Genomic DNA, 24,390 nt, shown 5'->3' with positions numbered 1-24,390 from the left:
AACTATCTAAATTAGACTGTTATTATTAAACTTTACGCTTACAGGATATAACCTTTTCTACATATCGATTTACCAAAAAAAACACTACAACTCTAATCAGCAATTGCCAATAAAACATGACTGGCTTTGATTAAGGCACAACAGCGCTCCCCCACAACCAGTCCTAAACTTTCAACGCTCTTATTGGTGATAATGGCAGACATTTTCTGAGCACTGCCAATATCAATGGTCACATCACTATTAACCGCACCGACTTCTATCGTCAAAATTTCACCGCAAAATTCATTACGTGCACTCGTCTTAAATTTACCAGCAATATCTTCACTCAACAGAACCCAACTGGCCTTGATTAACGCGTAAGCATCCGAGTTGATTTTTAAGTCCAATCTTTCTAAGCTTTCAGGCGTTATCTGAGCGACCACTTGCATATCATGGCCCACCGCCAAAATGACTTCACAATTCACCGCTCCGTGCACAATTTTGATGACGGTTCCGTGAAATAAATTTCTCGCACTGGTTTTCATCGAAATTTTCCTCATGATGTCCAATTGACTCAAAACACCTGGTGAAAGAGTGTCTAACTCGCGCATCCAATGTTGCATCTTGTCACTAAACAGTTGATAAGCCCCTAATAAAGCATCTCCGGCGGGAGTTAAAATCATCCCACCACCGCCAACCCCCCCTTTTTGGGCGACGACTAGAGGCTGTTCCGCGGCTAAATTCATCGCTTCCATAGCCTGCCAAGCCCCTTTATAACTCATGCCACAAGCTTTGGCTGCTGCCGATAGAGAGCCTAAGGCTGCGATTTTACTCAACAACTCTAGGCGCCTTTGGCCTGAACGTGACTGTTTGGAGCCCATTAAAAATGATTGTACAAGCCGTTCTGGATGAGAATCTAACAAAGCAATATTACCTTAAGTTCATATCGTATAATTGTATGCATTTGAACGAAACGTGTCAATGGACTTTCGTTTCGAGGCATCCTTAAAGTACATAAGTATCCATAGAGACTCTATTCCAGGATAAATGACCGTCAGGCCATACCGTCAGTATTAATCAATGCATTGCTTCCAAAAATTGAATAAAATGACAACGGGTGTTAATTTAATAGCACCATATGATTTGCGAGGATGATTTTTAAAATGAAACAACCCCCCACCTTCACTCGTTTACGTTTTAGGATGCTTAGGCTTGCGGTCTTTGGTTTAATCAGCCTCTTCGGTCTAACGAGTTGTGATAGATCACCGCAACCCAATATCACACAGTGGCCAACAGACCAGACTTGTGACTTACATACCGAAAATTGTGTGGCTCAGAAGGGGGATGCAAAAGTCGCTTTGAAAATCAGTCCACACCCGATTCCAATTGCCCGTCCGTTAGGCATTGAAGTCCTGCTGGAAAATATAAAAGCTGAAAAAGTTGAACTGGATATTTCGGGCGTGAATATGTACATGGGTTATAACCGCGTCCTCTTAACAGCCGCTAAACAACCTGGGCGTTATATCGGCACCTCTATGCTGGCTTTTTGTACCAATAAAAAAATGGAGTGGCAAATTACACTGATGATTCACCTGAAAGATGGTTCACAAATCCAAATCCCTTACCGTTTGGACACAATGAATTATTAAGATGGCCCATTATTGCACAGAGCCTAAAAGATGCTTAGCAGCGTCTTTTAGGATTGTTTACGTTGTAATGCAAGCCCAACGGCTGGATGAACGAACTCAGAAACATCCCCACCTAATGCCGAGATCTCCTTAACCAAACTCGATGAAATAAAGGCATATTGCTCTGACGGAGTCATAAACATAGTCTCAATTTCTGGGGCAAGTTTACGATTCATAGAAGCCAATTGAAATTCATATTCAAAATCGGAGACGGCACGTAACCCCCTTAACAGTACATTACCGCTCACTTCATGTACAAAATCAACTAGTAAGGTATCAAAACCGATCACTTCTACATTTTCAAAATCGGCTAAAACCGTTTGTGCCAACTCAATACGCTCTGCTAAACTGAACAACGACTTCTTATTCCGATTATCAGCCACTGCAATAATTAAACGATCATAAAAACGTGCCGCACGCTTTATAAGGTCGGCATGGCCAGAAGTTATAGGATCGAATGTTCCAGGATAAACGGCTGTAATACTCATATAAGATGTCACTCGTTAATGGACTTAAATACTTTCTGATTCAAGCAATATAATTGGTCGCTAGGATTTCGACCTATGATAACCCGATTAAAAGGGGATTGCGATTGCTTTGGAAAGGGTTATCATTAAAGTTCATTAAAGTTCATTCAGGAGAAAATTCATGCAAGCGCCTATACACAGTCTAAACGCACTTTTCGAACAACTTGGGCTGCCCAGTTCAGATGGAGAAATCCAAGCTTTTATTGAACGTCACCAGCCACTCCCGCTGCCTATCTGTTTATCAGATGCCAACTTCTGGAACCCGTCACAAGCGGCTTTTTTAAGCGAAGCCATTGCGGAAGATGCCGATTGGGCAAGAGTTGTAGAAGAGTTAAATGTGATGTTACGTAGATAAAAGGGTTCGTAATGACTAAACAGGACTCAGCGATCATACTTGGCGGAAAAGCCCAAAACGTACCTGTGAAGTGGTTTTTTCGCGATGGCAGACCCAACCATCAGGTAGGTTTGGCCAATCTAATGACTTCTCTTGTTCGAGATACAACCAGGCCTGCTGGTTTTTAATTATCCCATTTATAAACAGCTTATCCACAGCCAACTGCATCAGACCTTGTTTAAATGGAGGATCTAAAAAAATGATGTCAAATGGCTGTTCTACTCGCTGATCTAGCCACTGCAAGCTGTCTCTTTGTACCACCTGAGCAGCAGGCGCGTTTAAAGTTTTTAGATTGGTTTTTAACTGCTGAGCCACCGGTATTGAGAGCTCTAAAAAAGTGACGGACTTTGCACCACGTGATAAAGCTTCAAAGCCCAAAGCACCACTGCCGGCAAACAGATCTAAGCAATGCGAACCAGCCACGTCAAACCGCAACCAATTAAAGAGTGTCTCTCTGACTCGATCTGAGGTGGGACGCAAACCTTCCGCCATCAAGACGGGTAATTTACGGCCGCGCCAATCCCCACCGATAATGCGAACGTCCCCCATAACCGCAGAACCAGGCCTGGTCACTTTTGGATGAGACATTTTTTGAGGACGGTTTTGAGCAGGTTTTTTGGCCATAATGTGTTCTTTACATAGAATCTAAACAATTCAGAAGATTATTCAACTAAACGAATTTCAGTCGGTGAGATGGTGATCTTCTGGGCTTTAAGCAAACGACCTAAGGTTTTTTTATAGCTGGCTTTACTGGCTCGGTAGGCTTGGAAAATTTCCTCCGGAGAACTCTTATCAGTGATAATGGAAACACCCCCATTTTCTGCCAAATTCGCTAAAATTTTCTCGCCCAACTCATCACGAGCTGCTGCGCCATGTCTTTGAATTCGTAAATTGATGCGATGATCTGAACGAATGCCTTTAATATAGCCTTTCAGTTTTTGACCCATTCTTAAGGGCTGCAAAATATCTGAATTATGAATCAATCCTAAGTGTGTTCCATTAATGACCGCGGTATAACCCATCTCACTGCGGCTCACCACCATTAAACTGACTTCCTGACCACTTTTGAAGTTGTCGTTAATTTCATGCAAATGCAGACTCAATTTACTCGATGCGGCAATACGTCCACTCAAATCAATATAGAGAAAAACGCAATAGCCTCGTCCTTCTTCCATAGGCACTCGCTGCTCAGCAAATGGGACCATCAAATCTTTAGGCATTCCCCAATCCATAAACGCACCGGTGCGATTGACCTCTTTCACCATCAAATAAACCACCTCACCAACAGAGGCCATGGGTTTTTCAGTGGTGGCCACTAGACGATCTTGCGAATCCAAATGAATAAACACATCTAACATCTGTCCGACTTCAGCTTTTGCAGGCACATAACGGAGAGGCAGTAAAATTTCACCTAAATCCCCACCATTTACATACATTCCGAACTCTACCGATTTTACGATCTTGAGTGTATTCATTTGTCCGATATGAGCCATTTTGTGTACCTTGATCGTAAGATTGTTAAGGGTTAAATCAACTAATAGGTCTTTGCAAGCGTTGATTATCGGCTAATACAAAAGCCTTTTTTGCAAAGACTGCAATTATAACCAGGCCTGGTCATTTTTATTGTTATTTTACACTTAAGATTTTCAAGTCACCATGGACATACTCTTGCAAAAAATAAGATGGAAACTGTCTAATTTAACGAATCACAACTTTATTGCGTCCTGTTTTTTTAGCTTCATACAGGGCTTCATCTACTCTCACCATTAATTCTTGCGCCGTTTCTTGGCCTTTCACGTCGGTGACCCCACAACTGACCGTCAGCTGCCTTACTTCGCAAAACGTTGCCTTCTGCACAGAAAGTCGAATTTTCTCGGCCAACTCCTTTGCATGAATTAAGTTGGTTTGTGGCGTGACCAATACAAACTCTTCACCGCCCCAGCGCACAAATAGATCCGTTTGACGAACTTCTTGTTTGACTAAATTACACAAGGTGACTAAAACGGTATCACCAACTTGATGTCCATGCTCATCATTTACCGCTTTGAAAAAATCAATATCAAATAAAATAACCGATAAAGGCTGACCGTATCTCTGCGCTTGTAATATAGATTCGTCTAAGAATTCATCACCTTTATGTCGATTGGCCACGCCCGTTAATTTATCGGTTCGTGCCAATCGCTCATTTTCGTGTTCGGCCAATACTCTTGCAGTGATATCCTTCCCTGTGCCCACAAAATATTGTATTTCATGATCCGCATTCAAAATCGGTGTAATGGTTTGCTGCTCATAAAAAACTTCATGATTTTTTTTCTGATTCACAAAGGTTGCTTTAAAGCTTTCACCCGAATTAATGGTCGCCCACATCCGTTCATAGAAGACATCGTCAAGCCGATTTGATTTTAAAATATTGCTCGACTTACCCACAACGTCATTCATTTCAAATCCGGTAAACTTGTAAAATGCGGGATTGGCATAGGTGATGATTCCCTCTTTATCAGTAATACGGATCAAATCTTCCGTTTGCTCAACGACCTGAGATAATAACTTCAGCTGTTCTTGGGTGTGTTCAATATCCGTAATATCTACGGCCGACCCTATGCCCGCATAATGTCCTTTGTATGTGATCGTCTGGGTCGTTATTCTCACCGTCCGCCGTTCGCCCATCGGTGTCACTATTTTCAAATCTTGGTATAACTCTGGAAAGCTTTCACCCTGTAAACGCCTCTGCACGACAGACTTTAGCCTATCTTGCATATCGGATTCGACCAGCTTCCATGGGTGAATTTTGAGCAACGATTCTAAGCGGTAACCACAAATATCTAAAAAAGCTGGATTAGCGTATTCAAAATAATCTGTATAGATAAAAATACCTGCTTGCACAGTCTCTGCAATGAGCTTAAATTGCTGCTCACTCTCAGCCAACTGCAACTCTATCTTTTTCCGTTCCGTTATATCAATAATAGTACAAAGGTAGCGATTGACCTCACCATTTTCATCCTTTTCTACAACCGCGCAGTCTTCTACCCATCGCTCCTGACCATCCGCGGTGAGAATTCTATGTGTTTGTGAAAATTGCGAAACCTCCTGTTCAATATGGCGCAATACCTCAGCCTCAACGTCTGCAAAGTCTTCATGATGTACTAAGTCGATAAAAGAGCGTTTTTGCGATTCAAAATCCTCCTTACTGTATCCCCACTGCTCTACATTTCTAGAAACAAACTCTACAGGCCATTTAGGTTGGTTTTTAACATAAAAAACCACTGTCTGACTTTTATCAATTAAACTCAGTAAACGCTGTGCCTTTTCTTCCTCGGCATAAATGTCATAGGCAACATTTCGGTATATCACCATAACATCGCCATTAGAGAGATAAACCAACTCATTTTCACGCCAACGCCAACCGCCCCCCCTGCCATCCGCGTAAAAATTTAAATGACCATTTTCATGCGTTTGTTTAACGTTTAATAACTGATCATACAAACCTAGTTTCTTAACCCCGGGGAAAACATCCATCAGTTTTTTGCCGAGTAAATCGAGTCTAGACACGCCTTCAGTTATTTCGGATGCCTTATTCAGGCCGACAAAAATAAAGTCTCCCTTTTCATAACGATAAATTGCAATATTTTGCGGAAAACTGTCAATATCAATTGGAAATTCATAACTTTGTACATCTTTCATAAAGGGGATATCTCATACTGCCTTTTTCAGGCAAACCGTTCGTTAATCGTCAAAATAACATTACACGTTAAAGAGAACTTTTCAATACTTTCTTATTTCTAGGGGCATAAGCAGTATGTATTCCGCTATCCATAAAAAATTATTATTTGACACCATCTGGTTGCCAAGGGGATTTATATTCATTCATTTTAACAAACTGGCTTCAATCGGATGGAAAAGGCTAGCGGATTGGATTAAAGAGTTCGCTGTTAAAGCGCGAACCCCATAAACTTCCGTTCGTACACCATCACGTTGATGCACTTTATCAAGCAACAGATCAAAATCTCCATCACCTGAGAGTAAAATAACGGTATTCACCTCTGGTGAAATCTCCATTATGTCAAGGGTAATGCCCACATCCCAATCGCCTTTAGCCGAGCCATCTTTACGCTGAATATAAGGTTTTAGTTTGATGGTGAATCCCATCTGTTGCAACGCATTTTGAAATTTACGTTGACCTTCATTTTCACGGTCAATCGCATAAGCAAACGCATACATGATGTCACCTTGTTGCTTGATGCGCTGCCACAGTTTGTGATAATCGAATTGTCGAGCATAAGCTTGTCGAGTGGTGTAATAGATATTTTGCACATCGACAAAAATGGCTATCTTATTGACCGAAGCGATTGATTCTGAGGTTAAAACCATCCGAGCACCACTTCTGAGGAGGACTGCTTTTTGGGCGTAGCCAGGTTGTCAGTGTCACCCAATGCGGCCCTATATCCCCTTTGATACTTAACAGGATCTGCGCGGAATTCAACGACGAACCACTCATGGGTATTTTTTTGTTTAAAACCGTCAACCGGACAACGGTCAATGTGCATTAAAACTGTCGCTATCATCCTATTCACTAATGCGAAATAGATCTGTTTCCTCGTTAAAATAACGAGTGCGGCCCAAACCAATGGCACCAGTTTGCCACTTAAGTTCATACTCTCAGAAATTTTTTGAGTGGTATTCATGGCTTTACTGGCGTCACAAAATTTAAAGCCGTTAAGAATTTGTGATTGAAGTTCAGTGGTGGTTTGCGACATGCTTTCATGGTCTCGCTGCAAATAAAAGTAGATTGTAAATCAATTGCCGTAATGTTTCATATGAAACCCAGGTTATCACTCTAACGCATGAGTCAAGAAGTACTGATTCTGGCTTATGAGACGATTATCAAAGGGATGACTAGATTAGAGATGTAAGCCTAAGTGTACAAAAGAAAAGAGAGATGCTGAATTGCGCGTGAGGCACAAGGAGGATTAGCGACACTAGGGAGGCAAGGACAGAGTTGTTTATTGAGTTTAACCAGGCCTGGTTAAACTCAATCAATAGAATGAATGCCCTGCTTTAACATCAGCACATCATTCATTGGATTTATTTAACGTTTATTACCAGAAGATCGAGACTGGCCTGGTTTTGCACCGCGACCACTCCCGGCGTTTCTTCCGCCTGCGTTACCACCAGAACCACTACGTCCACCGGCATTACCAGGACGTTGACCATCCTTATGTTCAACACGATTGCGCTTAGGACGATTTTCTCGCTTTGGTGGTCTTAAATCCGTTTCAGGTAATTTATGAACGGGCTCAAATCCAGCCACTATTTGGCGTTTCAATAACTCTTGTGTTAAACGCTCAATATCACCCAATTGCTTCATTTCATCAAAACAGACCAATGATACGGCCTCGCCTTTAGAACCGGCACGGCCCGTACGACCAATACGGTGAACATAATCTTCCGGGACATCTGGCAGTTCAAAGTTAACCACATGCGGCAGTTGATCAATATCAATCCCACGTGCTGCAATATCTGTAGCAACCAATACCTGAACCTTATAGTCTTTAAAATCCGCTAAGGCACGCGTACGTGCGCCCTGACTTTTATTACCATGGATCGCAGCGGCTTTAATGCCAGCCTTGTCCAATAACTTAGTCAATTTGTTGGCGCCATGCTTGGTGCGAGAGAAGACTAACACTTGATCCCAAACATTCTCTGTAATCATGTGAATTAATAGAGCCGCTTTCTGTCCCTTATCAACCGGTATAATCCATTGATCTACTGACTTTACAGTCGTATTCGGTGCTGAAACTGAAATTTCGACTGGATTATTAACCAAACCTTTCGCCAACTGACGAATCTCATTGGAGAAGGTCGCCGAAAACAATAAGTTCTGACGTTTTTTAGGCAAAAATGAGATGACTTTTTTAATGTCATTTATGAAACCCATGTCTAACATGCGGTCCGCTTCATCCAAAATCAACATCTCTAATTGGTCAAATTTAAGCGCATTTTGGCTATACAAATCTAAAAGTCGACCCGGTGTTGCCACGAGAATATCAACGCCTCGACGCAACTTCATCATCTGTGGGTTAATTTTAACCCCACCAAAAACCACAGCCGAACTCAACGGCAATTTAGCACCATAGGTCTCAACGCTCGCGGCAACCTGCGCGGCCAACTCGCGCGTTGGCACGAGAATCAAAGCACGGATTTTATTGGCTTGAGCAGGCTCTCCCTTCATCAACAACTCTAAAAGAGGTAAGGTAAAACCAGCCGTTTTACCCGTGCCCGTTTGTGCGGCCGCCATGACATCCTTACCTTGAAGTACCGCAGGAATTGCCTGAGCCTGTATCGGTGACGGAGTATCGTATCCCTGACCAGCAACGGCTTCTAGAAGCGGAGCTGACAAACCTAGGTCGGTAAATTTCATAAAGTGTTCTCTTTTATTTCTGTGTAAGGATGTGTTTTAAACAACAAGCCGCCTAGCTTACAGCAAACCGCCATTTTTCTCCATCTTTACCGACTCTTTTCATTATGAATATAATCCATTTTGTGTAAGTCGTGAAAGGTATAATTTAGGCACTTTAAGCAAATATAATAGAGTTACAAATGAAGATCTGGGTAGATGCCGATGCGTGTCCGGTGGTGATTAAAGACATTATCTGTAAAGCGGCTAATCGCACACAAACTACAACCATTTTTGTGGCTAATCACAGCATAAGCATTCCACCATCACGCTACATTAGTTTTTTGCAGGTTGGACAAGGTTTTGATGTAGCGGACAATGAAATCGTTAACCGCTTAACGCCGGGAGACTTGGTGATTACCAGCGACATTCCGTTTGCAGACGAAGTGATTACTAAAGGAGGTCATGCGCTCAGTTCGCGGGGTGAACTTTTTACTGCAGAGAATATTAAACCTAAACTAAATATGCGTGATTTTATGGAAAGCATGCGTTCTAGCGGCATTCAAACGGGAGGCCCTACGGCGATGAGTCAAGCGGATCGGCAGGCTTTTGCAAATCATTTAGACAGAAAACTGACCCAATCGACTAAATAATATTTCAGTATGTCTATCCTTAGATAAAAAACTCTTGTCCTAAACTTTATGAACACAACTTTTTCGAGCAATATTTTTTGGTAACATGACCCCCGTATAAAGATTCACAACACCAGCTTGACCCAAGGAACTCATGAACTTGAAACGCATTGCCCTTATTGCTAGCCTAATGTCATTTACTTGCGTCACTTTTGCAGAAAGTTTTACTTGGTCAGTCGTTCCCCAGTTTACAAGCTCAGCAATCCACCATGATTGGACCCCTATTTTAAAAGAGCTTGAAAAACGCACAGGCCACACCTTTACTTTAAAGATATACGAGACCTTCAATGAGTTTGAAACTGATTTTTTAGTAGGAAAATCAGACTTCTCTTACATGAATCCGTACCATATTTTAATGGCCAAGCAAACGCAAAATTACACCCCTCTTATTCGAGATGAGAAGAGTCAATTAACCGGCATCTTAGTCAGCCGTAGAGGGTCAAACATTCAAACTCTATCCGACCTACAAAACCAAAAAATTGCCTTTGCAGCACCTAATGCCTTTGCAGCATCACTTTATATGCAAGCACTGCTTAAAAACAAAGAACACATTGATATTACGCCCTATTATGCAGGCTCTCACAGCAATGCTTACCGCCAAGTTCTCACTGGACAAACCCAAGCCGCAGGCGGCGTTTATCGAACCTTAACCAAAGAACCTCCGGAAGCACAAGCAGCTTTGCAGGTAATCTATAAAACGCCCAGTACAGCTGCTCACGCTATTGTGGTACACCCAAGGGTCTCTGCAAAAATCCAAATAGAAATTCAACAGGCCATTTTGGACTTAACGCAAACAAAAAAAGGTCAAAATTTACTGAACGCTATTCTGATACCAAAACCCGTTAAAGCTTCTTATCAACAAGATTACCAAGTATTAGAACAACTTAATTTAACGCCCATCGTTTATGGGCAATAACAGATGAAAACTTGGTGGAGGCAATCCTCACTTTACACCCAACTGTCAATCGTTAGTGTTACCGTTTTAAGCATTATCATTCTGGGTTTATCCTATAGCAGTTTACAAACCCAGAAAACAGCTCTGTTCAGCAAACTGCAAGCTGATGCAAACATTATGGCCAAAAATGTGGCTTTTTCTAGCCAATACCCCCTTATTAGCAATAAACTCGACAACTTAGAAAATCTACTTTTAAGTGCGGCTAGATATCCAGATGTCCTTAACTTACAAGTCATGACTCCGCAAGGCAATAACCTTGGACACATAACCATCCTAGACTCAGGAAAGATTAAAATAATTTACGATTTATCACCCAACCTAATTCCTCTAAAATTTTCGTCAAATAAAAGACACATAACCCAAACCAAACATAAATTAAGCATCTGGCAGCCTATTCACAACTCAACCCATATTGGCTGGGTGCTATTAGAAATCAATTTAAAACCTTACCAAGTCATTCAAAAAAAACTTGCTTTAGATACCTTTGTTAATGGTTTTATTATCATTTTATTAAATCTTATAATTCTTCTCGGGGTTCTATTCTTTCCATTGCGTCAATTGTCCAAAGCCATTGAATTTTCTCAGAAGCTCATAAATATGCCCGGAAAAACCCTTGATTTGCAAGGCGGCTCCAAAGAAGTGAATCAACTGATCTCAACGCTTAATAAAGCCTCGGCACAATTAAAAATACAAGATGACAAAATAGCCAATACTAATACCCTACTCGAACAGAAAATAGCCACTCGTACTAAAAACCTTCAGGAAACGAATAAACGGCTCATTTTATTACAACATGCCATAGAACAAAGTCATTCAAGCTTACTTATTACGGATAATTTGCATGTCATTACTTATGTTAATCCTGCTTTAGAAAAACTATCTGGCTATTCCGAAATGGAACTTATAGGTATGACGCCCAGTGCTCTTAAATCGGCAAACAATGAATTAGACGTGATTGAACCCATTACCCAAATACTCAATGACGGTAATGAGTGGATTGGTGAATTTGTTAACCAACGCAAAGATGGTAGTGACTATTGGGTCCGATCCATCATTTCTCCCGTTAAAAACGACCAAGGTGAGATCACCAACTTTATTGCCATAGAAGATGATATTTCCGGCAATAAAAAATTCGAGCATGAATTACATCAACATGCCAACTATGACATTTTAACGGGTTTACCAAATCGAAAATTAGGACTGGATATTCTCCAGAAAGCCATCCTAAACACTCAAAACCATCACAGCAAAATGGCCATTTTATTTTTAGATTTAGACCGCTTTAAGAATATCAATGACACGGTTGGACATCACGTGGGAGATTTAGCACTGATTGAAGCCGCAGATAGAATTTTAGGTTGCTTACGTCCACAAGATTCAGTGGCTCGATTGGGAGGGGATGAGTTTTTAATCATACTGCAAGATATAATGGACACAACCAAACTTGACACGCTTCTAAAGAACATTGAAACGGAGTTAACGAAACCCTACCTCCTTGAAGACCGAGAACATATACTTGGCGCCAGCATCGGAATTGCCATTTCACCAGATGACAGTGATAATGCCAGCGATCTATTACGCCAAGCAGACAGCGCCATGTACACGGCGAAACGCAATGGGCGTGGCCAACACCAATTTTATACTCAATCAATTGCTGATAAAGTGCTCCACAAATCACAAATGACGGCCGCGCTTTATCATGCCATTGAACAAAATGAATTCACTCTGCTATATCAACCTATCATGGATCTTCATAAAGAGAAAATCACACATTGTGAAGCCTTGATACGTTGGAACTCTCCCCATTTAGGCAGCATTGGACCAGATATTTTCATCCCTATTGCCGAAGAGTCTGTTCTTATTATTGATATTGGCTACTGGGTCATTCGCCAAGCCTGCCGTGATGCAAAAAAATGGGATATTCAAACAATCAGTGTCAATATCGCCAGCGCGCAACTAAGAGAAGCAGAGTTTATCCAGACCTTGAAAACAATTCTAGAAGAAGAAGCTTTTCCTGCCAATAAACTGTGCATGGAACTGACTGAACATAGCCTCATGGAAGATGTTTCAAGTATTCGAAAATCACTCCAAGCACTGGTAAAGATGAAAGTACAGCTCTCCATTGATGACTTTGGAACGGGTTACTCCTCACTGAGTTATCTGAAACATTTCCCATGTCGTTTTATTAAAATAGATAAAAGTTTCATTGATGATGTCGCGATCAACCGTGAGGATGCTTCGTTGGTCGATGCCATTATTCATATGGGACATGCGTTATCACGAACCATCATTGCCGAAGGCGTAGAAACAGAAGCGCAACTTAATAAAGTAAAATCTCAAGGCTGTGATTATGTACAAGGCTACTTCATCAGTAAACCTCTCTCTGCTCACGCATTCGAGAAATTAATTCACGTCTAACACACCCAGCAGTACAGCCTGTCACGAGTCATTCATTCAACTGTCACTTAGCAGTAACGCCTTGTGATTAAACTCTCTAATGACGCCTATGTCATACAAGAAGCAATTGAATGATTAACATTGAAAAAACGCTCTCCCATAAGCACCCAGACTTTGAAAAAAAGACGGGGGCTAAATTATTTTTAAAACTCCTGAAACGTTTATTGCATGAAGATGAGATTAATCAATTCATTCAAACCAATCAGCACCTAAAGGGATTTGCTTTTTTAGAGCATGTTTTAGATCACTTTAACTTCAGTTACCAGATAAACAATCGTGATTTCAATAATATTCCTTCTGAAGGCCGAGTAATTATCGTCGCCAATCACCCTATTGGTTCTTTAGATGGATTAGCATTATTAAAACTGGTGCGTAGCGTGCGTCCTGATGTGAGTATTGTGACCAATGAACTGTTGTCACACATCGACCCACTGGATTCTTTGTTTTTATCAGTCGACAATATGAGCGCTGGTGCACAACATAAAAGTCAATTTAAAGCGATGCTATCCGCCCTGAAATCTGACCAGGCCGTCATTATATTCCCTTCAGGTGAAGTCTCCAGAATCCGCCCAAACGGCGTACGTGATGGTGCCTGGAAAGCCGGCTTTTTAAAGTTGGCTGAAAAAACTAAATCCCCTGTTCTGCCCATCTATATCGATGCCCAAAACTCGGCGCTGTTTTATGCCTTATCTGCAATTTATAAACCCTTAGGCACGCTCATGTTAGTGCAGGAGATGTTTAAGCAAAGCCACCAAGAGATTCAGTTTCATATCAGTAAACCCATTCCTTGGAAGTCCATTGCCAAATCTGAGCACAAAGGGAAAAAACTGGCGAATGAGTTTAGAAAATACCTTTACCGCTTGGACAAACCTAAAAAAATAAAACAGCGACCTTTCCTAGAAACTCTAGAAACCATTGCCCACCCTGTGAATCGTAGTGCACTCAAAAAAGCGTTGAAAAGTGCCGAGCGCTTGGGCGAAACTCAAGATGGCAAGCAGATCTACCTATCTGACTATGAAGCAGACTCTCCCGTCATGCAAGAGATTGGCCGGCTACGCGAACTCACCTTTCGCACCGTTGAAGAAGGCACTGGCAAACGCTTAGACCTTGATGCCTATGATGCCGACTATCGTCATCTGGTGCTGTGGGATGAGGACGATTTAGAAATTGTAGGGGCTTATCGTATTGGCGAATGTGCCAACATTATTGCCAACAAAGGCATTAAAGGCCTCTATACCAGCACATTATTTGAATTAACACCCGAGATAGAAGCTTATTTACCGAATGCGTTAGAGTTAGGGCGCAGTTTTGTACAGCCACGTTACTGGGGTAAACGTAGTTTAGATTATTTATGGTATGGCATTGGCGCTTATCTGGTGCGCAACCCGCATATCCAATATATGTTTGGCCCAGTCAGTCTGTCTGATGCCTATCCAAAATTGGCGAAAGAGTTAATCAGTGGCTTTTACAAACAACAGTTTGGCGATGAACAAACGTTAGCCGTCGGTAAAAGACCTTTTATACTGAGTAAGCCAACCCAGGCCATTGCCGAAACTGAATTTTCTGGTGAGTATAAAGAGAGCTATAAAAAGCTGAATGCGTTATTAGATTTGGAAGGCGTCAAGGTGCCTACGTTATTTAAGCAATATGCAGAACTGTGTGATGATAAAGGCTGTCGTTTTATCGATTTTAGCGTCGACCCAGACTTCAATGATTGTATTGATGCGTTTATCTTTGTCGAAATAGATAAGATAAAGCCTAAGAAAAAACAGCGTTATATGAGTCCTCTTAAGGATACCTCAAAACAAATAGCCGTTTAAAATTGAGATGTAAAGTGACCAGGCCTGGTCACTTTACATAGGCTGTTTTGCAGTAGGTTATAACCTATTCGGGCTTACCTACCATAATCGATTTCATACTCTTTAAATCCATATGCCGCTGCCAAGCATCTAAGACGTCTTGCTTGCTTAATGCTGAAATCGCCTTAGGGAATTCTTCAAGGTAATTCAATGGTAAGTCATAAAAACCAATCATCGTAATGTAACCAATAATTTTGCCATTACTGTCAATGCGCAAAGGAAAGCCGCCGACTAAGTTGTCTTTAATGGCCTGTAAATGTTTTTCATCAAAACCTTTCATAAAGGCCTTTATGGTTTGATTCACGACTTTTTTGGCCTGCATCGCACTCTTATTTTTAGTGGATAAACCGACCAACCAAGGCCCAGGCTGACGCATCGGGGCAAACCCACTGCTGACACCATACACCAACCCACGTTTCTCACGAACCTCTTCCATTAACAGCGAGCCAAAACCACTACCGCCTAATAGGTGGTTACCTAAGAACAACGCATAATAATCAGGATCACCACGTTTGACCCCGATCTGACCTTGTTTAAAATAAGTCTGAGTTGAGTCAAACTCAATGACCTTATGGCGTTGTGATTCAGACAATCCCTTTTTATCAGAACTCGGCGCCTCGAGAATTGCAGGAACTTTGCCGACAGGCAGTCCTTTCAGTAAGTTTTCGGCAATTTGTTGAGCTTGGTGTTTATCGACATTTCCAACAATCGAAATCAAAGCATTCTTACTGACAATATATTGATTGTAAAAAGCTTGAATAGCGTCTAACTTAAGAGCTTTAACGCTTTCTACATTGCCTGCAACAGGATGGGCATAGGGATGATTTCCATATAACATAGCCCAAAAAGCATTAGAGGCTATAGAACTTGGCATTAATTGTTGTTGTTTTAAGCCAACTAAGACACGGTTACGTTCGCGCTCAAAAATAGACTCATCAAAAGTCGACTCTACAATTGAGTCATGAAACAGGTCTAAAGCGGGCTTTAAGATGGACTCCCGCGTCAGCGTTCGTAGCGTATAACTCGCCATATCGCGATCAATACTGCCGCCCACATTTGCGCCCAAGGCATTGATTAAATCAGAAAGCTCTTCTTCACTATGCGTTTTGGTTTGCAGTCCGAGGAGAGTCGTCATCATAGAAGCAAGCCCCCACTGCTGTCCATCACGTGCACTTCCAGCATCGAAACTCACTTGAATATCCAACATTGGCAGTTGGGGCGCATGCACATACATGACCTTTGCGCCCTGTTTAGTATGCCATTGTTCTATCTGTACGGCCGACCAAGCATTGAGTGAAAACAGACTGAATGCCAGGCTCATCAACGTTGAAGTGATGATATGTTTATAAAAGAAATGCATTTACAGTCTCCCTGTGTAAGCTTTTAGACCCGAATGTTCTTTACCATCAGGGAATAAGGTCGCGATGGTTAAATTATCGCGTTTGAGGTATTTTTTAGCCACCGCCTGAATTTGTTGTGGAGTGACTTTACGGATGTTTTCAACCCAATGATCCAACGTGTCCGGCTTTAAACCCACACTCACTAAAGAACCAATAATAGAGGCTTGTGCCTGAATTGAGTCCAGATAGTAGACATGATCTGCCTCATCCATCGCCCAAATACGCTCTAACTCTTGCTGACTGACTAATTCTGTTTTAAGAATGTCGACTTCCCTCAATAATGCCGCTTCAATATCACTGACTTTATGACCCGCTACTGGCGTACCACTCAATTCAAACAACGTTGATAAACGATCTGTGGCGTTATAACTTGCATTGGCACTGGCGGCAATTTTTTGTTTACGCACCAAAGAAACAGGTAAGCGACTGCTGCTACCACCATCCAAAATACTTTCTAAAACAGCCAGAGCATAGACCTCTTGTTTTTCCTGGTCAGTTTTTGCGGTCACTAACGTTGGTACGTGATACCCTAATTGCACTGAAGGCACCTTGGTTGCGCCTTTGAGTTCAATCCGACGCAGGCCTTCTTGCTCAATTTCCATCTGTGGCTTTACGTTCGAAATACCTTCTGGTTTATAGTGACCATAGTAAGTCTTGGCAAGCGCCAAAACGGCTTGTGGTTTAACATCCCCTACCACAACCAAAGTTGCATTATTAGGCGCATACCATTGACGATACCAATCCCGCAGATCACCCGCTTGATAATTCTCAATATCGGTCATCCAGCCAATCACGGGGTTACGTGCAGGACTGTTCATAAAAGCCGTCGCATTGAACTGTTCATTCAATTTAGAGCTGGGTTGATCCTCTAAACGCCAGCGACGCTCCTCCATGACTACTTTGCGTTCTTTATTAAATTCAGCATCATCAATCACCAAATTACGCATACGGTCAGATTCCAACTGCATGACTTTTTCTAAATGCTGCTTACCTACAATTTGATAATAGGCGGTATAATTGGCCGAGGTAAACGCATTTTCTTGGCCGCCGAGTTGCGATACTTGCTTAGAGAATAGACCGGGTTTTAGAGTTTTTGTGCCTTTAAACATCATATGTTCCAACATATGTGACAACCCTGTATTACCGACGGTCTCATACGTTGAACCGACTTTATACCAAACCTGATGCACCACAACAGGGGCACGGTGGTCTTGCTTAACGATGACCTTCATGCCATTATCTAATTGGTATTCAGAGATACTGGGTAAACTATTGGCGAGGCTTGGTAAAGACAGCACTGATAACAGTGTGGCCACCAGCCAAATTTTAGGAGACATTGTTTTCATATTTATCACACCTCTACACTTCTTCAAGTATTTTGAATAGGGGGTTGTGTCTACAACCGTTTTGAATTCATTTATAATAGCGGAATATTCAGTTTCTAACATCAAAGAGTTCGGAAAATTTCAGAGTTTTCTGTACCCTAATGCCTTTAAAATGCCTTAACAGGAACACATCATGTTTAGTTTTTTACGTCGTAAGAAAAAACACTCTGCAGAACAGCCTATCGAGCAGGCTCAGCCTTTAGAGTTAGCCGCTGAAGTTGAGTGCCCAGAAACAACTGAAAAAACACCCAAAATTCAGTCCATTGAGAATAGAGAGACGGTGACTGAAAAGAGTGTAATGAATAATGCACCTCAAATCACTGAGTTGCAAGCTGAGACAACCCTATTAAACAATATTGAGCATTTTAATGAAGATGCTGTCGTCGCAAAAGCGTCTATTTTACCAACGGAAACCCAAGAAATTGCCGACCATGAAACGGCGTCTCAAAAACAAAATTTCTTTACCCGCTTAAAAAAAGGCTTAAGCAAAACGCGTCAAAATTTCACAGACAGCTTGGCGACTCTAGTTTTAGGCCGTAAAGAAATTGATGGGGACCTGCTTGAAGAGTTGGAAATGATTTTGTTAACGGCCGATGTGGGCATTGATGCCACTGACCGCATTATTAGTCATTTAACAGGACAAGTTACGCGTCAAGAACTTAAGGATCCTCAAGCGTTAATCACCGCGTTAAAAAAGCAATTACAGGACATTTTAGCCCCCATTGCAGTACCACTTGATGTTGATAATCACTTAGCCAAACAAGAGGGACCTTTTGTTATTTTAATGGTCGGCATTAATGGTGTTGGAAAAACCACCACCATTGGTAAGCTTGCAAAGAAATATCAAGAAGAAGGAAAATCGGTCATGCTCGCGGCCGGAGATACTTTCCGAGCAGCAGCCGTAGAGCAATTGCAAACCTGGGGAGAACGTAATAACGTACCGGTCATCGCTCAGAAAACGGGAGCCGATTCTGCGGCCGTTTTATTTGATGCGATTCAATCAGCCAAAGCCAAAAAAATTGATGTCTTGATTGCCGACACGGCTGGGCGTTTACACACTCAATCCAACTTGATGGAAGAGCTGAAAAAGGTCAAACGGGTCTTGGCGAAAATCGATACGACCGCTCCACATGAAGTCATGCTCGTGATTGATGCTGGAACAGGGCAAAATGCCCTTAATCAAGCACAACAGTTCAAAGAATCAGTTGATGTTTCAGGCATTACCCTCACCAAATTGGATGGCACGGCTAAAGGCGGAATTGTATTTGCCTTAGCGGAACAAACTCAAATTCCCATTCGTTTTATTGGCGTCGGCGAATCCATTGATGATTTGCGACCATTTGAAAGTTTAGCATTTACGGAAGCACTGTTTGATCAAAACAGTTAGACAACCTCAACCTTAAAAGACCGATAACATATAGAGCTGTATGCAGATACCTGATACCGAGAACATTCACTTTCAGCATGCCTTTAAGAAAGGATACAGAATGGCGCTTGAAGGAAAACCTTCTAGCAGCATGCCGAGTCTCATTCGTAGAGATATGGAGATGCGTAATTACTTTCAAATGGGGTGGGAACAGGCAGAAGAAGATATTACTTTAAGTGTTGAAGATGGGAGTCAATCGGATTGGCGAGGCCGATTTGCATGGGGAATCATGATGCTCATAGGCGGCATTAGTACGACTCTACTCATGCTGCATAATATAAAAGAGGAGCAGGCTGAACAAGCACGTCTGATTGCTGGTGTTCCAGAACAAACCCACCATTTCTCTAAAACAACGCCATCTCAGAAAACGCCATCATTAGTGAATGGTAAGACACCGTCAGAAATCGCTGAAAAACACACGCTAGATTTAGGACTACTATCCTCTGCGCAAAGAAGTGATTTAGAGATTTATAAAGCAAAAAATGCGCAACAGAAAGCCGAACAAAACGTGCCTTTGCAACCCATTATCGATAGCGACATTAAGATTACTAAGGCCATTTTAACCAGTAAAATTATTGAGCAACAACCCGGTACCGAATTTAATCAAACAGTTCCAAAATACATCCGTGAACTCCATTTTTATACTCAAATAGAGCATGCTAATAATCAAACGCTGAGTCATCGCTGGCTATTTAATAACCAAATTCTAGCGACAATCCCGCTGAACATTCAAAGTGATCATTATCGAACATGGTCCTCAAAAAAAATGAGCAGCGCTTGGCAAGGCACTTGGCATATTGAAGTGCTTGATGCAAACCAAGACGTAATATTTCGAAAAACATTTATCTATGGAACCCAATAATGAAACGCCACGTTCATACATTTAAGACCCTAAAGCAGAACATTCTTGGCTTAGCTCTACTGGCCACACTCGTCGTACTCAGCGGCTGTAGTACCACACCTCCTCCTAAGGAGACTTATGATAATATTTGTTCCATTTTCCAACATGATCCAGAGTGGCGAGAAGCCGCGCAACTGTCTCAAACACGTTGGGGCACACCACCGTATGTTTTGATGGCAATGGTTCATCAGGAATCACGTTTTAAACCTGATGCCCAACCGGATAGACCTTATGCACTAGGGTTTATTCCCTTATTCAGAAGCTCAAGTGCTTATGGTTACTCTCAAGCTCAAGATGGCACTTGGGATGACTATAAGAAGGCCACAAATCGTTGGAGCCAAAGTCGTTCAGATATTGAAGATGCCTTAGATTTTATGGGTTGGTATAACTATCAATCACACAAGCGTCTTAGAATTTCACGTAAAGACACTTATAAGCTCTACCTCGCCTACCATGAGGGTCAAGGCGGCTATGCACGTAGAACCTACCTTAAAAAGCCCTGGCTACAGAAGGTCGCTAAGAAAGTGGCCAACCGTAGTCGAATGTATAGAAGACAGTATGCTAGATGTAGCTAAACACACACATCAAACATGAATACTGTTGTTTTAGACATAAAAAAACCGAGTAGAGAGAATGCCCTACTCGGTTTTTTATTGTTTAAATTTTAAGAGCGAAATGACCAGGCCTGGTCATTCTAAACAAGCTCACTGCGAATGTAGTTTTAAGCTTTATATCGCTCAAAAATGACAGAAGCGTTTGTACCGCCAAAACCAAAGCTATTACTCATCATTCGGTTTAAACCTGCGTTATCAATTCGTTTGGTCACAATTGGCATACCTTCACACTCAGGGTCCAGCTGATCAATATTGATGGAAGGACAAATAAAGTCATTTTCCAGCATCATCAAGCTGTAAATAAATTCATGCACTCCAGCCGCACCTAAAGAGTGGCCCGACATGGATTTAGTTGAGCTGATTTTTGGAACTTTTGTACCGAAAACTTCACGGATAGCAGCCGCTTCCTTAGTATCACCGACGGGGGTAGAAGTACCGTGCGGATTGATATAATCAATATCACCCTCAACCGTGGCCATCGCCATTTGCATACAGCGAACCGCACCTTCACCTGATGGAGCCACCATATCGTAACCATCTGAGTTGGCGCCATAACCGGTAATTTCAGCATAGATCTTTGCACCACGAGCAAGCGCATGTTCTAACTCTTCAACCACCACCATTCCACCACCACCCGCGATGACAAAACCATCGCGGTTTGTATCATAAGCACGCGATGCTTTAGCGGGGGTATCGTTATACTTAGTCGACAAAGCACCCATCGCATCAAACAAGACAGACATGGTCCAGTGAAGCTCTTCACCTCCACCCGCAAAGACTATATCCTGTTTGCCAAGTTGGATTTGCTCCATGGCAGAACCAATACAATGGGCGGAAGTTGAGCATGCAGAACTGATTGAATAGTTGATACCCTTAATTTTAAAAGGTGTCGCCAAACATGCTGAAACCGTCGAACCCATTGTACGTGTGACCATATAAGGCCCTATACGTCGGACACCTTTGGCGCGAGCAATATCAACCGCTTCTGTGGAGTTTGAGTTAGAGCCTCCGCCAGAGCCAGCAATCAACCCTGTACGAGGATTAGAAACTTGTTCTTCGGTTAAACCTGAATCTTTCACGGCCTGTTGCATCGCAATAAAAGAGTAAGCGGCAGCATCGCCCATAAAACGTAATTGCTTACGGTCAATGTGATCAGAAAAATCAAGATTTTTCACTGCACCATGGACTTGTGAACGTAAACCATTCTCAGTATATTCAGGTGCTGCAACAATACCTGAGCGACCTTCATAAAGAGATTCGGTGACTTCTTGTGTATTGTTTCCTAAACTTGAAACAATCCCAACACCTGTAATGACGACTCTTTTCATAACTTAAAAATTATCCGTATTAGTAAATAAACCAACTTTTAAATCTGTTGCGCTGTAAATCTCACGACCATCAACATACATCTTAGCATCCCCTAAGCCCATATATAGTTTCCGTTTGATGACACGTTTCATATCAATCACATATTCAACTTTCTTTGCTGTTGGTAATACCTGACCATAGAATTTAATTTCACCTGAACCTAAAGCGCGACCACGACCAGGACCACCTGTCCAACCTAGGAAAAAGCCAATCAATTGCCACATAGCATCGACACCTAAACAACCAGGCATGACAGGATCTTCATTAAAGTGACACTCGAAAAACCATAGGTCTTCAGTGATATCGAGTTCTGCTCTAATTTGGCCTTTACCAAAGGCACCACCCTCTTCTGAAATATGAGTAATTCGATCCATCATCAACATTGGAGGTAAAGGTAATTGTGCGTTACCAGGACCAAAAAGTTCACCACGGCCACTCGATAAAAGCTCTTCTTTTGTGTAACTAGATTGTTGTTCCATTCAGTTGTTTCCACTACTTTTCATATAAATATTTCCCATTATAACAGTTAGCCAGACAGCAATACAATGCCAGAACTACAATACGAAAAAAGCCCGTAACTTCTGAGAAATTACGGGCTTTTAAGATATGGTGCCGAAAATTGGACTTGAACCAACAACCTACTGATTACAAATCAGTTGCACTACCAGTTGTGCTATTTCGGCGAGATGGTGCGTATTATAAGGAGGATAGAATTTGAGTCAACTACTTTTTGATACTTTCGACGATTTTTTTCATTCCAAGTAAGACTAGATCTGGAACAACCTCTGAATGCACATCAATCAATGCATTCAGCTTATCCGCATTCCCTCCTGTAATATAGACTTTAAATTGTGTTCCAACCTGCTGATTAAGATCAGTAATCAAACGATTACAGAAAGAAGCCGTCATGTATAAAGTACCACCCAAAATGGCCGATTCAGTATTTGTAGCCAATAGATTCGTTGGCACCTTATTACTTGTCGTAGAAGTAGATTCTTCTACACAAGTTAGGTTTGCTGTATCCGACCCCAGAGAAGTCCTTAGACTATCCAGGCCTGGAACAATGAATCCACCTAAATGCTGCCCTTCTAATATGGCATCTATTGTCATGGCTGTCCCAGCATCGATTAAGACAGCGGGTTCTTTTGTTTTAGAATATAAGCCTTGCAAAGCCATCCAACGATCATCTCCAAGCTGATTGAAATCGTCATAACCTGTCGTCAAACCACAACACGATTTCTGTGAAGTCAGCATCACTGGAAATAATTTGTAGGTGTTTTGCACAACCGATTTTACGGCATCAAGGTCATTTGCACTCACAACAGAACTCATAAACACTGCCGTAGGTTTGGCACCACCCAGAAATTTATCGAGCCGATCAAGGTGACTAAAATCGGACAGAGATATTGGACCAAGATATTGGTATCCAAACTCATCTTCCAATGCGGCTTTAATGCGAGTATTGCCCAAATCTAAAAATAATTTAACCATAAAATTTTATCTACATTACCTGTCACAAAATACTTCTAAAACACTCAATCAGTATTAATCTATTATCATCCAAGCATTGATTTATTTTAGTGCTCAATCCTCTCTATAAAGTCTGCACTACATTACCTACTGTATCATACACAATAGTTTTTCCCTCTCACTCAAAAGCCTATATTTTATGCAGATCGAGGTCGCACATCAGTTGAATGCTCATAACATTATGATTCATAGGTGAACAAATTGTGTAGGTGCATTCACAAAATTCGCCATATTACCGATTACAAGTAGCAACCGATAAAAGCAGGACTTTAACGAAACAGGAAGATCCCATTTTTGGATGAATTTCGGCTTAAAAAGGATTTTTGCCTAAGCTTGTAATTAGGTAGACCTATTTCATCTTTAACTATGGATCAATCAACCTGTTCACAGGTCACCGTATCGATTTATTTTGAATAATATCGTTGGAGCATTAGGAATAGGTTGCTTCTGAAAAACCCACCGTAAGACGCCTTTTCCTAGCAATAAACAAACGTTCGAAACGGTCTAAAGTATCAATAGAGATTCTGCGCTTTCATATTTGATAAAGCTCAAAAACCTCCTTAAGATATCTTTACTGATACTCTCATAGTGAACCCCTACCCATCCCATTCAAATACATCAATAACCGGCTGTCGAAGAGCCTTGAAAGGTTTTATTAGAAACCCTATGGTTAGGGTATCATTTCAACGGCTATCAAGTATTTAAGTCCGCTAGAACTCAGAGCATAATTCCACCCAAAAAAAAACCCGCGAAGCCTAAGGCAACACGGGTTTTTAGAATATAAGCTTGGCAATGACCTACTCTCACATGGGAACTCCCAC

22 protein-coding genes and 1 tRNA gene are annotated in these 24,390 nt (G+C 41.7%); 9 read left to right on the top strand and 14 right to left on the bottom strand.

All coding sequences use genetic code 11. The features are described 5' to 3' along the window. Window positions 1-92 precede the first annotated feature (92 nt). Complete coding sequence (locus tag F612_RS0111410) at window positions 93-902, bottom strand: TOBE domain-containing protein (protein WP_019557902.1); 810 nt, start codon at window positions 900-902, stop codon at window positions 93-95. A 240-nt stretch (window positions 903-1,142) separates the two neighbouring features. Between F612_RS0111410 and F612_RS0111405 the strand changes: the two genes are divergently transcribed. After that, complete coding sequence (locus F612_RS0111405; protein ID WP_026329758.1) at window positions 1,143-1,628, top strand: hypothetical protein; 486 nt, start codon at window positions 1,143-1,145, stop codon at window positions 1,626-1,628. Between the two features lie 47 nt (window positions 1,629-1,675). Here the strand turns inward: F612_RS0111405 and coaD are convergent, their stop codons facing one another. Further along, entirely contained in the window at window positions 1,676-2,155 is a 480-nt protein-coding gene (coaD, locus tag F612_RS0111400) for a pantetheine-phosphate adenylyltransferase (protein ID WP_019557900.1), read from the bottom strand. 160 nt (window positions 2,156-2,315) lie between these two features. Between coaD and F612_RS0111395 the strand changes: the two genes are divergently transcribed. After that, the gene (locus F612_RS0111395; RefSeq protein ID WP_019557899.1) at window positions 2,316-2,549 is read left to right on the top strand and encodes a DUF2789 domain-containing protein; all 234 of its coding nucleotides are present in this window, start codon (window positions 2,316-2,318) and stop codon (window positions 2,547-2,549) included. 33 nt (window positions 2,550-2,582) lie between these two features. On the opposite strand, the gene rsmD is transcribed toward F612_RS0111395, so the two are convergent. The 6 genes from rsmD to F612_RS0111365 all read right to left on the bottom strand — a co-directional run bounded on the left by rsmD (window position 2,583) and on the right by F612_RS0111365 (window position 9,006). Next, a complete protein-coding gene (gene rsmD / locus F612_RS0111390; protein ID WP_019557898.1) occupies window positions 2,583-3,212 on the bottom strand; it encodes a 16S rRNA (guanine(966)-N(2))-methyltransferase RsmD in 630 nt (209 codons plus the stop codon). A 38-nt stretch (window positions 3,213-3,250) separates the two neighbouring features. Then, the gene (locus F612_RS0111385) at window positions 3,251-4,081 is read right to left on the bottom strand and encodes a CvfB family protein (protein WP_019557897.1); all 831 of its coding nucleotides are present in this window, start codon (window positions 4,079-4,081) and stop codon (window positions 3,251-3,253) included. 205 nt (window positions 4,082-4,286) lie between these two features. Then, complete coding sequence (locus F612_RS13075) at window positions 4,287-6,269, bottom strand: PAS domain S-box protein (RefSeq protein WP_019557896.1); 1,983 nt, start codon at window positions 6,267-6,269, stop codon at window positions 4,287-4,289. 183 nt (window positions 6,270-6,452) lie between these two features. Continuing rightward, window positions 6,453-6,956 (bottom strand): LabA-like NYN domain-containing protein, encoded by a 504-nt coding sequence (locus tag F612_RS0111375; RefSeq protein WP_019557895.1) that lies wholly within the window; start codon window positions 6,954-6,956, stop codon window positions 6,453-6,455. Next, window positions 6,947-7,342 carry a nitroreductase family protein gene (locus tag F612_RS0111370; protein WP_019557894.1) on the bottom strand — a complete coding sequence of 132 codons (396 nt, stop codon included), beginning with the start codon at window positions 7,340-7,342 and terminating at the stop codon, window positions 6,947-6,949. The genes F612_RS0111375 and F612_RS0111370 overlap by 10 nt, the downstream gene beginning before the upstream one ends. 332 nt (window positions 7,343-7,674) lie before the next feature. Beyond that, window positions 7,675-9,006 carry a DEAD/DEAH box helicase gene (locus F612_RS0111365; RefSeq protein WP_019557893.1) on the bottom strand — a complete coding sequence of 444 codons (1,332 nt, stop codon included), beginning with the start codon at window positions 9,004-9,006 and terminating at the stop codon, window positions 7,675-7,677. A gap of 179 nt (window positions 9,007-9,185) precedes the next feature. Between F612_RS0111365 and F612_RS0111360 the strand changes: the two genes are divergently transcribed. From F612_RS0111360 to F612_RS0111345, 4 genes are all read left to right on the top strand, one after another. Next, entirely contained in the window at window positions 9,186-9,635 is a 450-nt protein-coding gene (locus tag F612_RS0111360) for a YaiI/YqxD family protein (protein WP_019557892.1), read from the top strand. Window positions 9,636-9,768: 133 nt separating this feature from the next. Continuing rightward, window positions 9,769-10,590, top strand: a complete 822-nt coding sequence (locus F612_RS0111355) for a phosphate/phosphite/phosphonate ABC transporter substrate-binding protein (protein WP_019557891.1) — start codon at window positions 9,769-9,771, stop codon at window positions 10,588-10,590. Between the two features lie 3 nt (window positions 10,591-10,593). Beyond that, the gene (locus tag F612_RS12705; protein ID WP_019557890.1) at window positions 10,594-13,047 is read left to right on the top strand and encodes a putative bifunctional diguanylate cyclase/phosphodiesterase; all 2,454 of its coding nucleotides are present in this window, start codon (window positions 10,594-10,596) and stop codon (window positions 13,045-13,047) included. 110 nt (window positions 13,048-13,157) lie between these two features. Continuing rightward, complete coding sequence (locus F612_RS0111345; RefSeq protein WP_019557889.1) at window positions 13,158-14,906, top strand: lysophospholipid acyltransferase family protein; 1,749 nt, start codon at window positions 13,158-13,160, stop codon at window positions 14,904-14,906. A gap of 64 nt (window positions 14,907-14,970) precedes the next feature. On the opposite strand, the gene F612_RS0111340 is transcribed toward F612_RS0111345, so the two are convergent. Together F612_RS0111340 and F612_RS0111335 are read right to left on the bottom strand one after the other, a co-directional pair. After that, entirely contained in the window at window positions 14,971-16,305 is a 1,335-nt protein-coding gene (locus F612_RS0111340; RefSeq protein WP_019557888.1) for a M16 family metallopeptidase, read from the bottom strand. Beyond that, window positions 16,306-17,691, bottom strand: coding sequence for a M16 family metallopeptidase (locus F612_RS0111335; protein WP_019557887.1), 1,386 nt, complete (start codon window positions 17,689-17,691; stop codon window positions 16,306-16,308). A gap of 172 nt (window positions 17,692-17,863) precedes the next feature. On the opposite strand from F612_RS0111335, the gene ftsY reads away from it, so the two are divergent. The 3 genes from ftsY to F612_RS0111320 are packed head-to-tail and all read left to right on the top strand — an operon-like array spanning window position 17,864 to window position 20,632. Then, on the top strand, window positions 17,864-19,117 hold the full coding sequence (gene ftsY, locus F612_RS0111330; RefSeq protein WP_019557886.1) for a signal recognition particle-docking protein FtsY: 1,254 nt from the start codon (window positions 17,864-17,866) through the stop codon (window positions 19,115-19,117). 40 nt (window positions 19,118-19,157) lie between these two features. Further along, window positions 19,158-20,018, top strand: a complete 861-nt coding sequence (locus tag F612_RS0111325) for a DUF2914 domain-containing protein (protein WP_083917377.1) — start codon at window positions 19,158-19,160, stop codon at window positions 20,016-20,018. Further along, window positions 20,018-20,632 carry a transglycosylase SLT domain-containing protein gene (locus F612_RS0111320; RefSeq protein ID WP_019557884.1) on the top strand — a complete coding sequence of 205 codons (615 nt, stop codon included), beginning with the start codon at window positions 20,018-20,020 and terminating at the stop codon, window positions 20,630-20,632. The genes F612_RS0111325 and F612_RS0111320 overlap by 1 nt, the downstream gene beginning before the upstream one ends. Window positions 20,633-20,778: 146 nt before the next feature. On the opposite strand, the gene fabB is transcribed toward F612_RS0111320, so the two are convergent. The 4 genes from fabB to F612_RS0111300 form a co-directional block, all read right to left on the bottom strand. Continuing rightward, window positions 20,779-21,999, bottom strand: coding sequence for a beta-ketoacyl-ACP synthase I (fabB, locus tag F612_RS0111315; RefSeq protein WP_019557883.1), 1,221 nt, complete (start codon window positions 21,997-21,999; stop codon window positions 20,779-20,781). Between the two features lie 3 nt (window positions 22,000-22,002). After that, entirely contained in the window at window positions 22,003-22,518 is a 516-nt protein-coding gene (gene fabA / locus F612_RS0111310) for a 3-hydroxyacyl-[acyl-carrier-protein] dehydratase FabA (protein ID WP_019557882.1), read from the bottom strand. A gap of 128 nt (window positions 22,519-22,646) precedes the next feature. After that, window positions 22,647-22,722 (bottom strand) — tRNA-Thr (locus F612_RS0111305). Window positions 22,723-22,762: 40 nt separating this feature from the next. Further along, window positions 22,763-23,530 (bottom strand): type III pantothenate kinase, encoded by a 768-nt coding sequence (locus tag F612_RS0111300; RefSeq protein ID WP_019557881.1) that lies wholly within the window; start codon window positions 23,528-23,530, stop codon window positions 22,763-22,765. Window positions 23,531-24,390 lie beyond the last annotated feature (860 nt).

This window comes from Thiomicrorhabdus arctica DSM 13458, from assembly GCF_000381085.1.
Classification (GTDB): domain Bacteria; phylum Pseudomonadota; class Gammaproteobacteria; order Thiomicrospirales; family Thiomicrospiraceae; genus Thiomicrorhabdus; species Thiomicrorhabdus arctica.
This window is presented reverse-complemented; position numbering and strand designations above follow the sequence as displayed.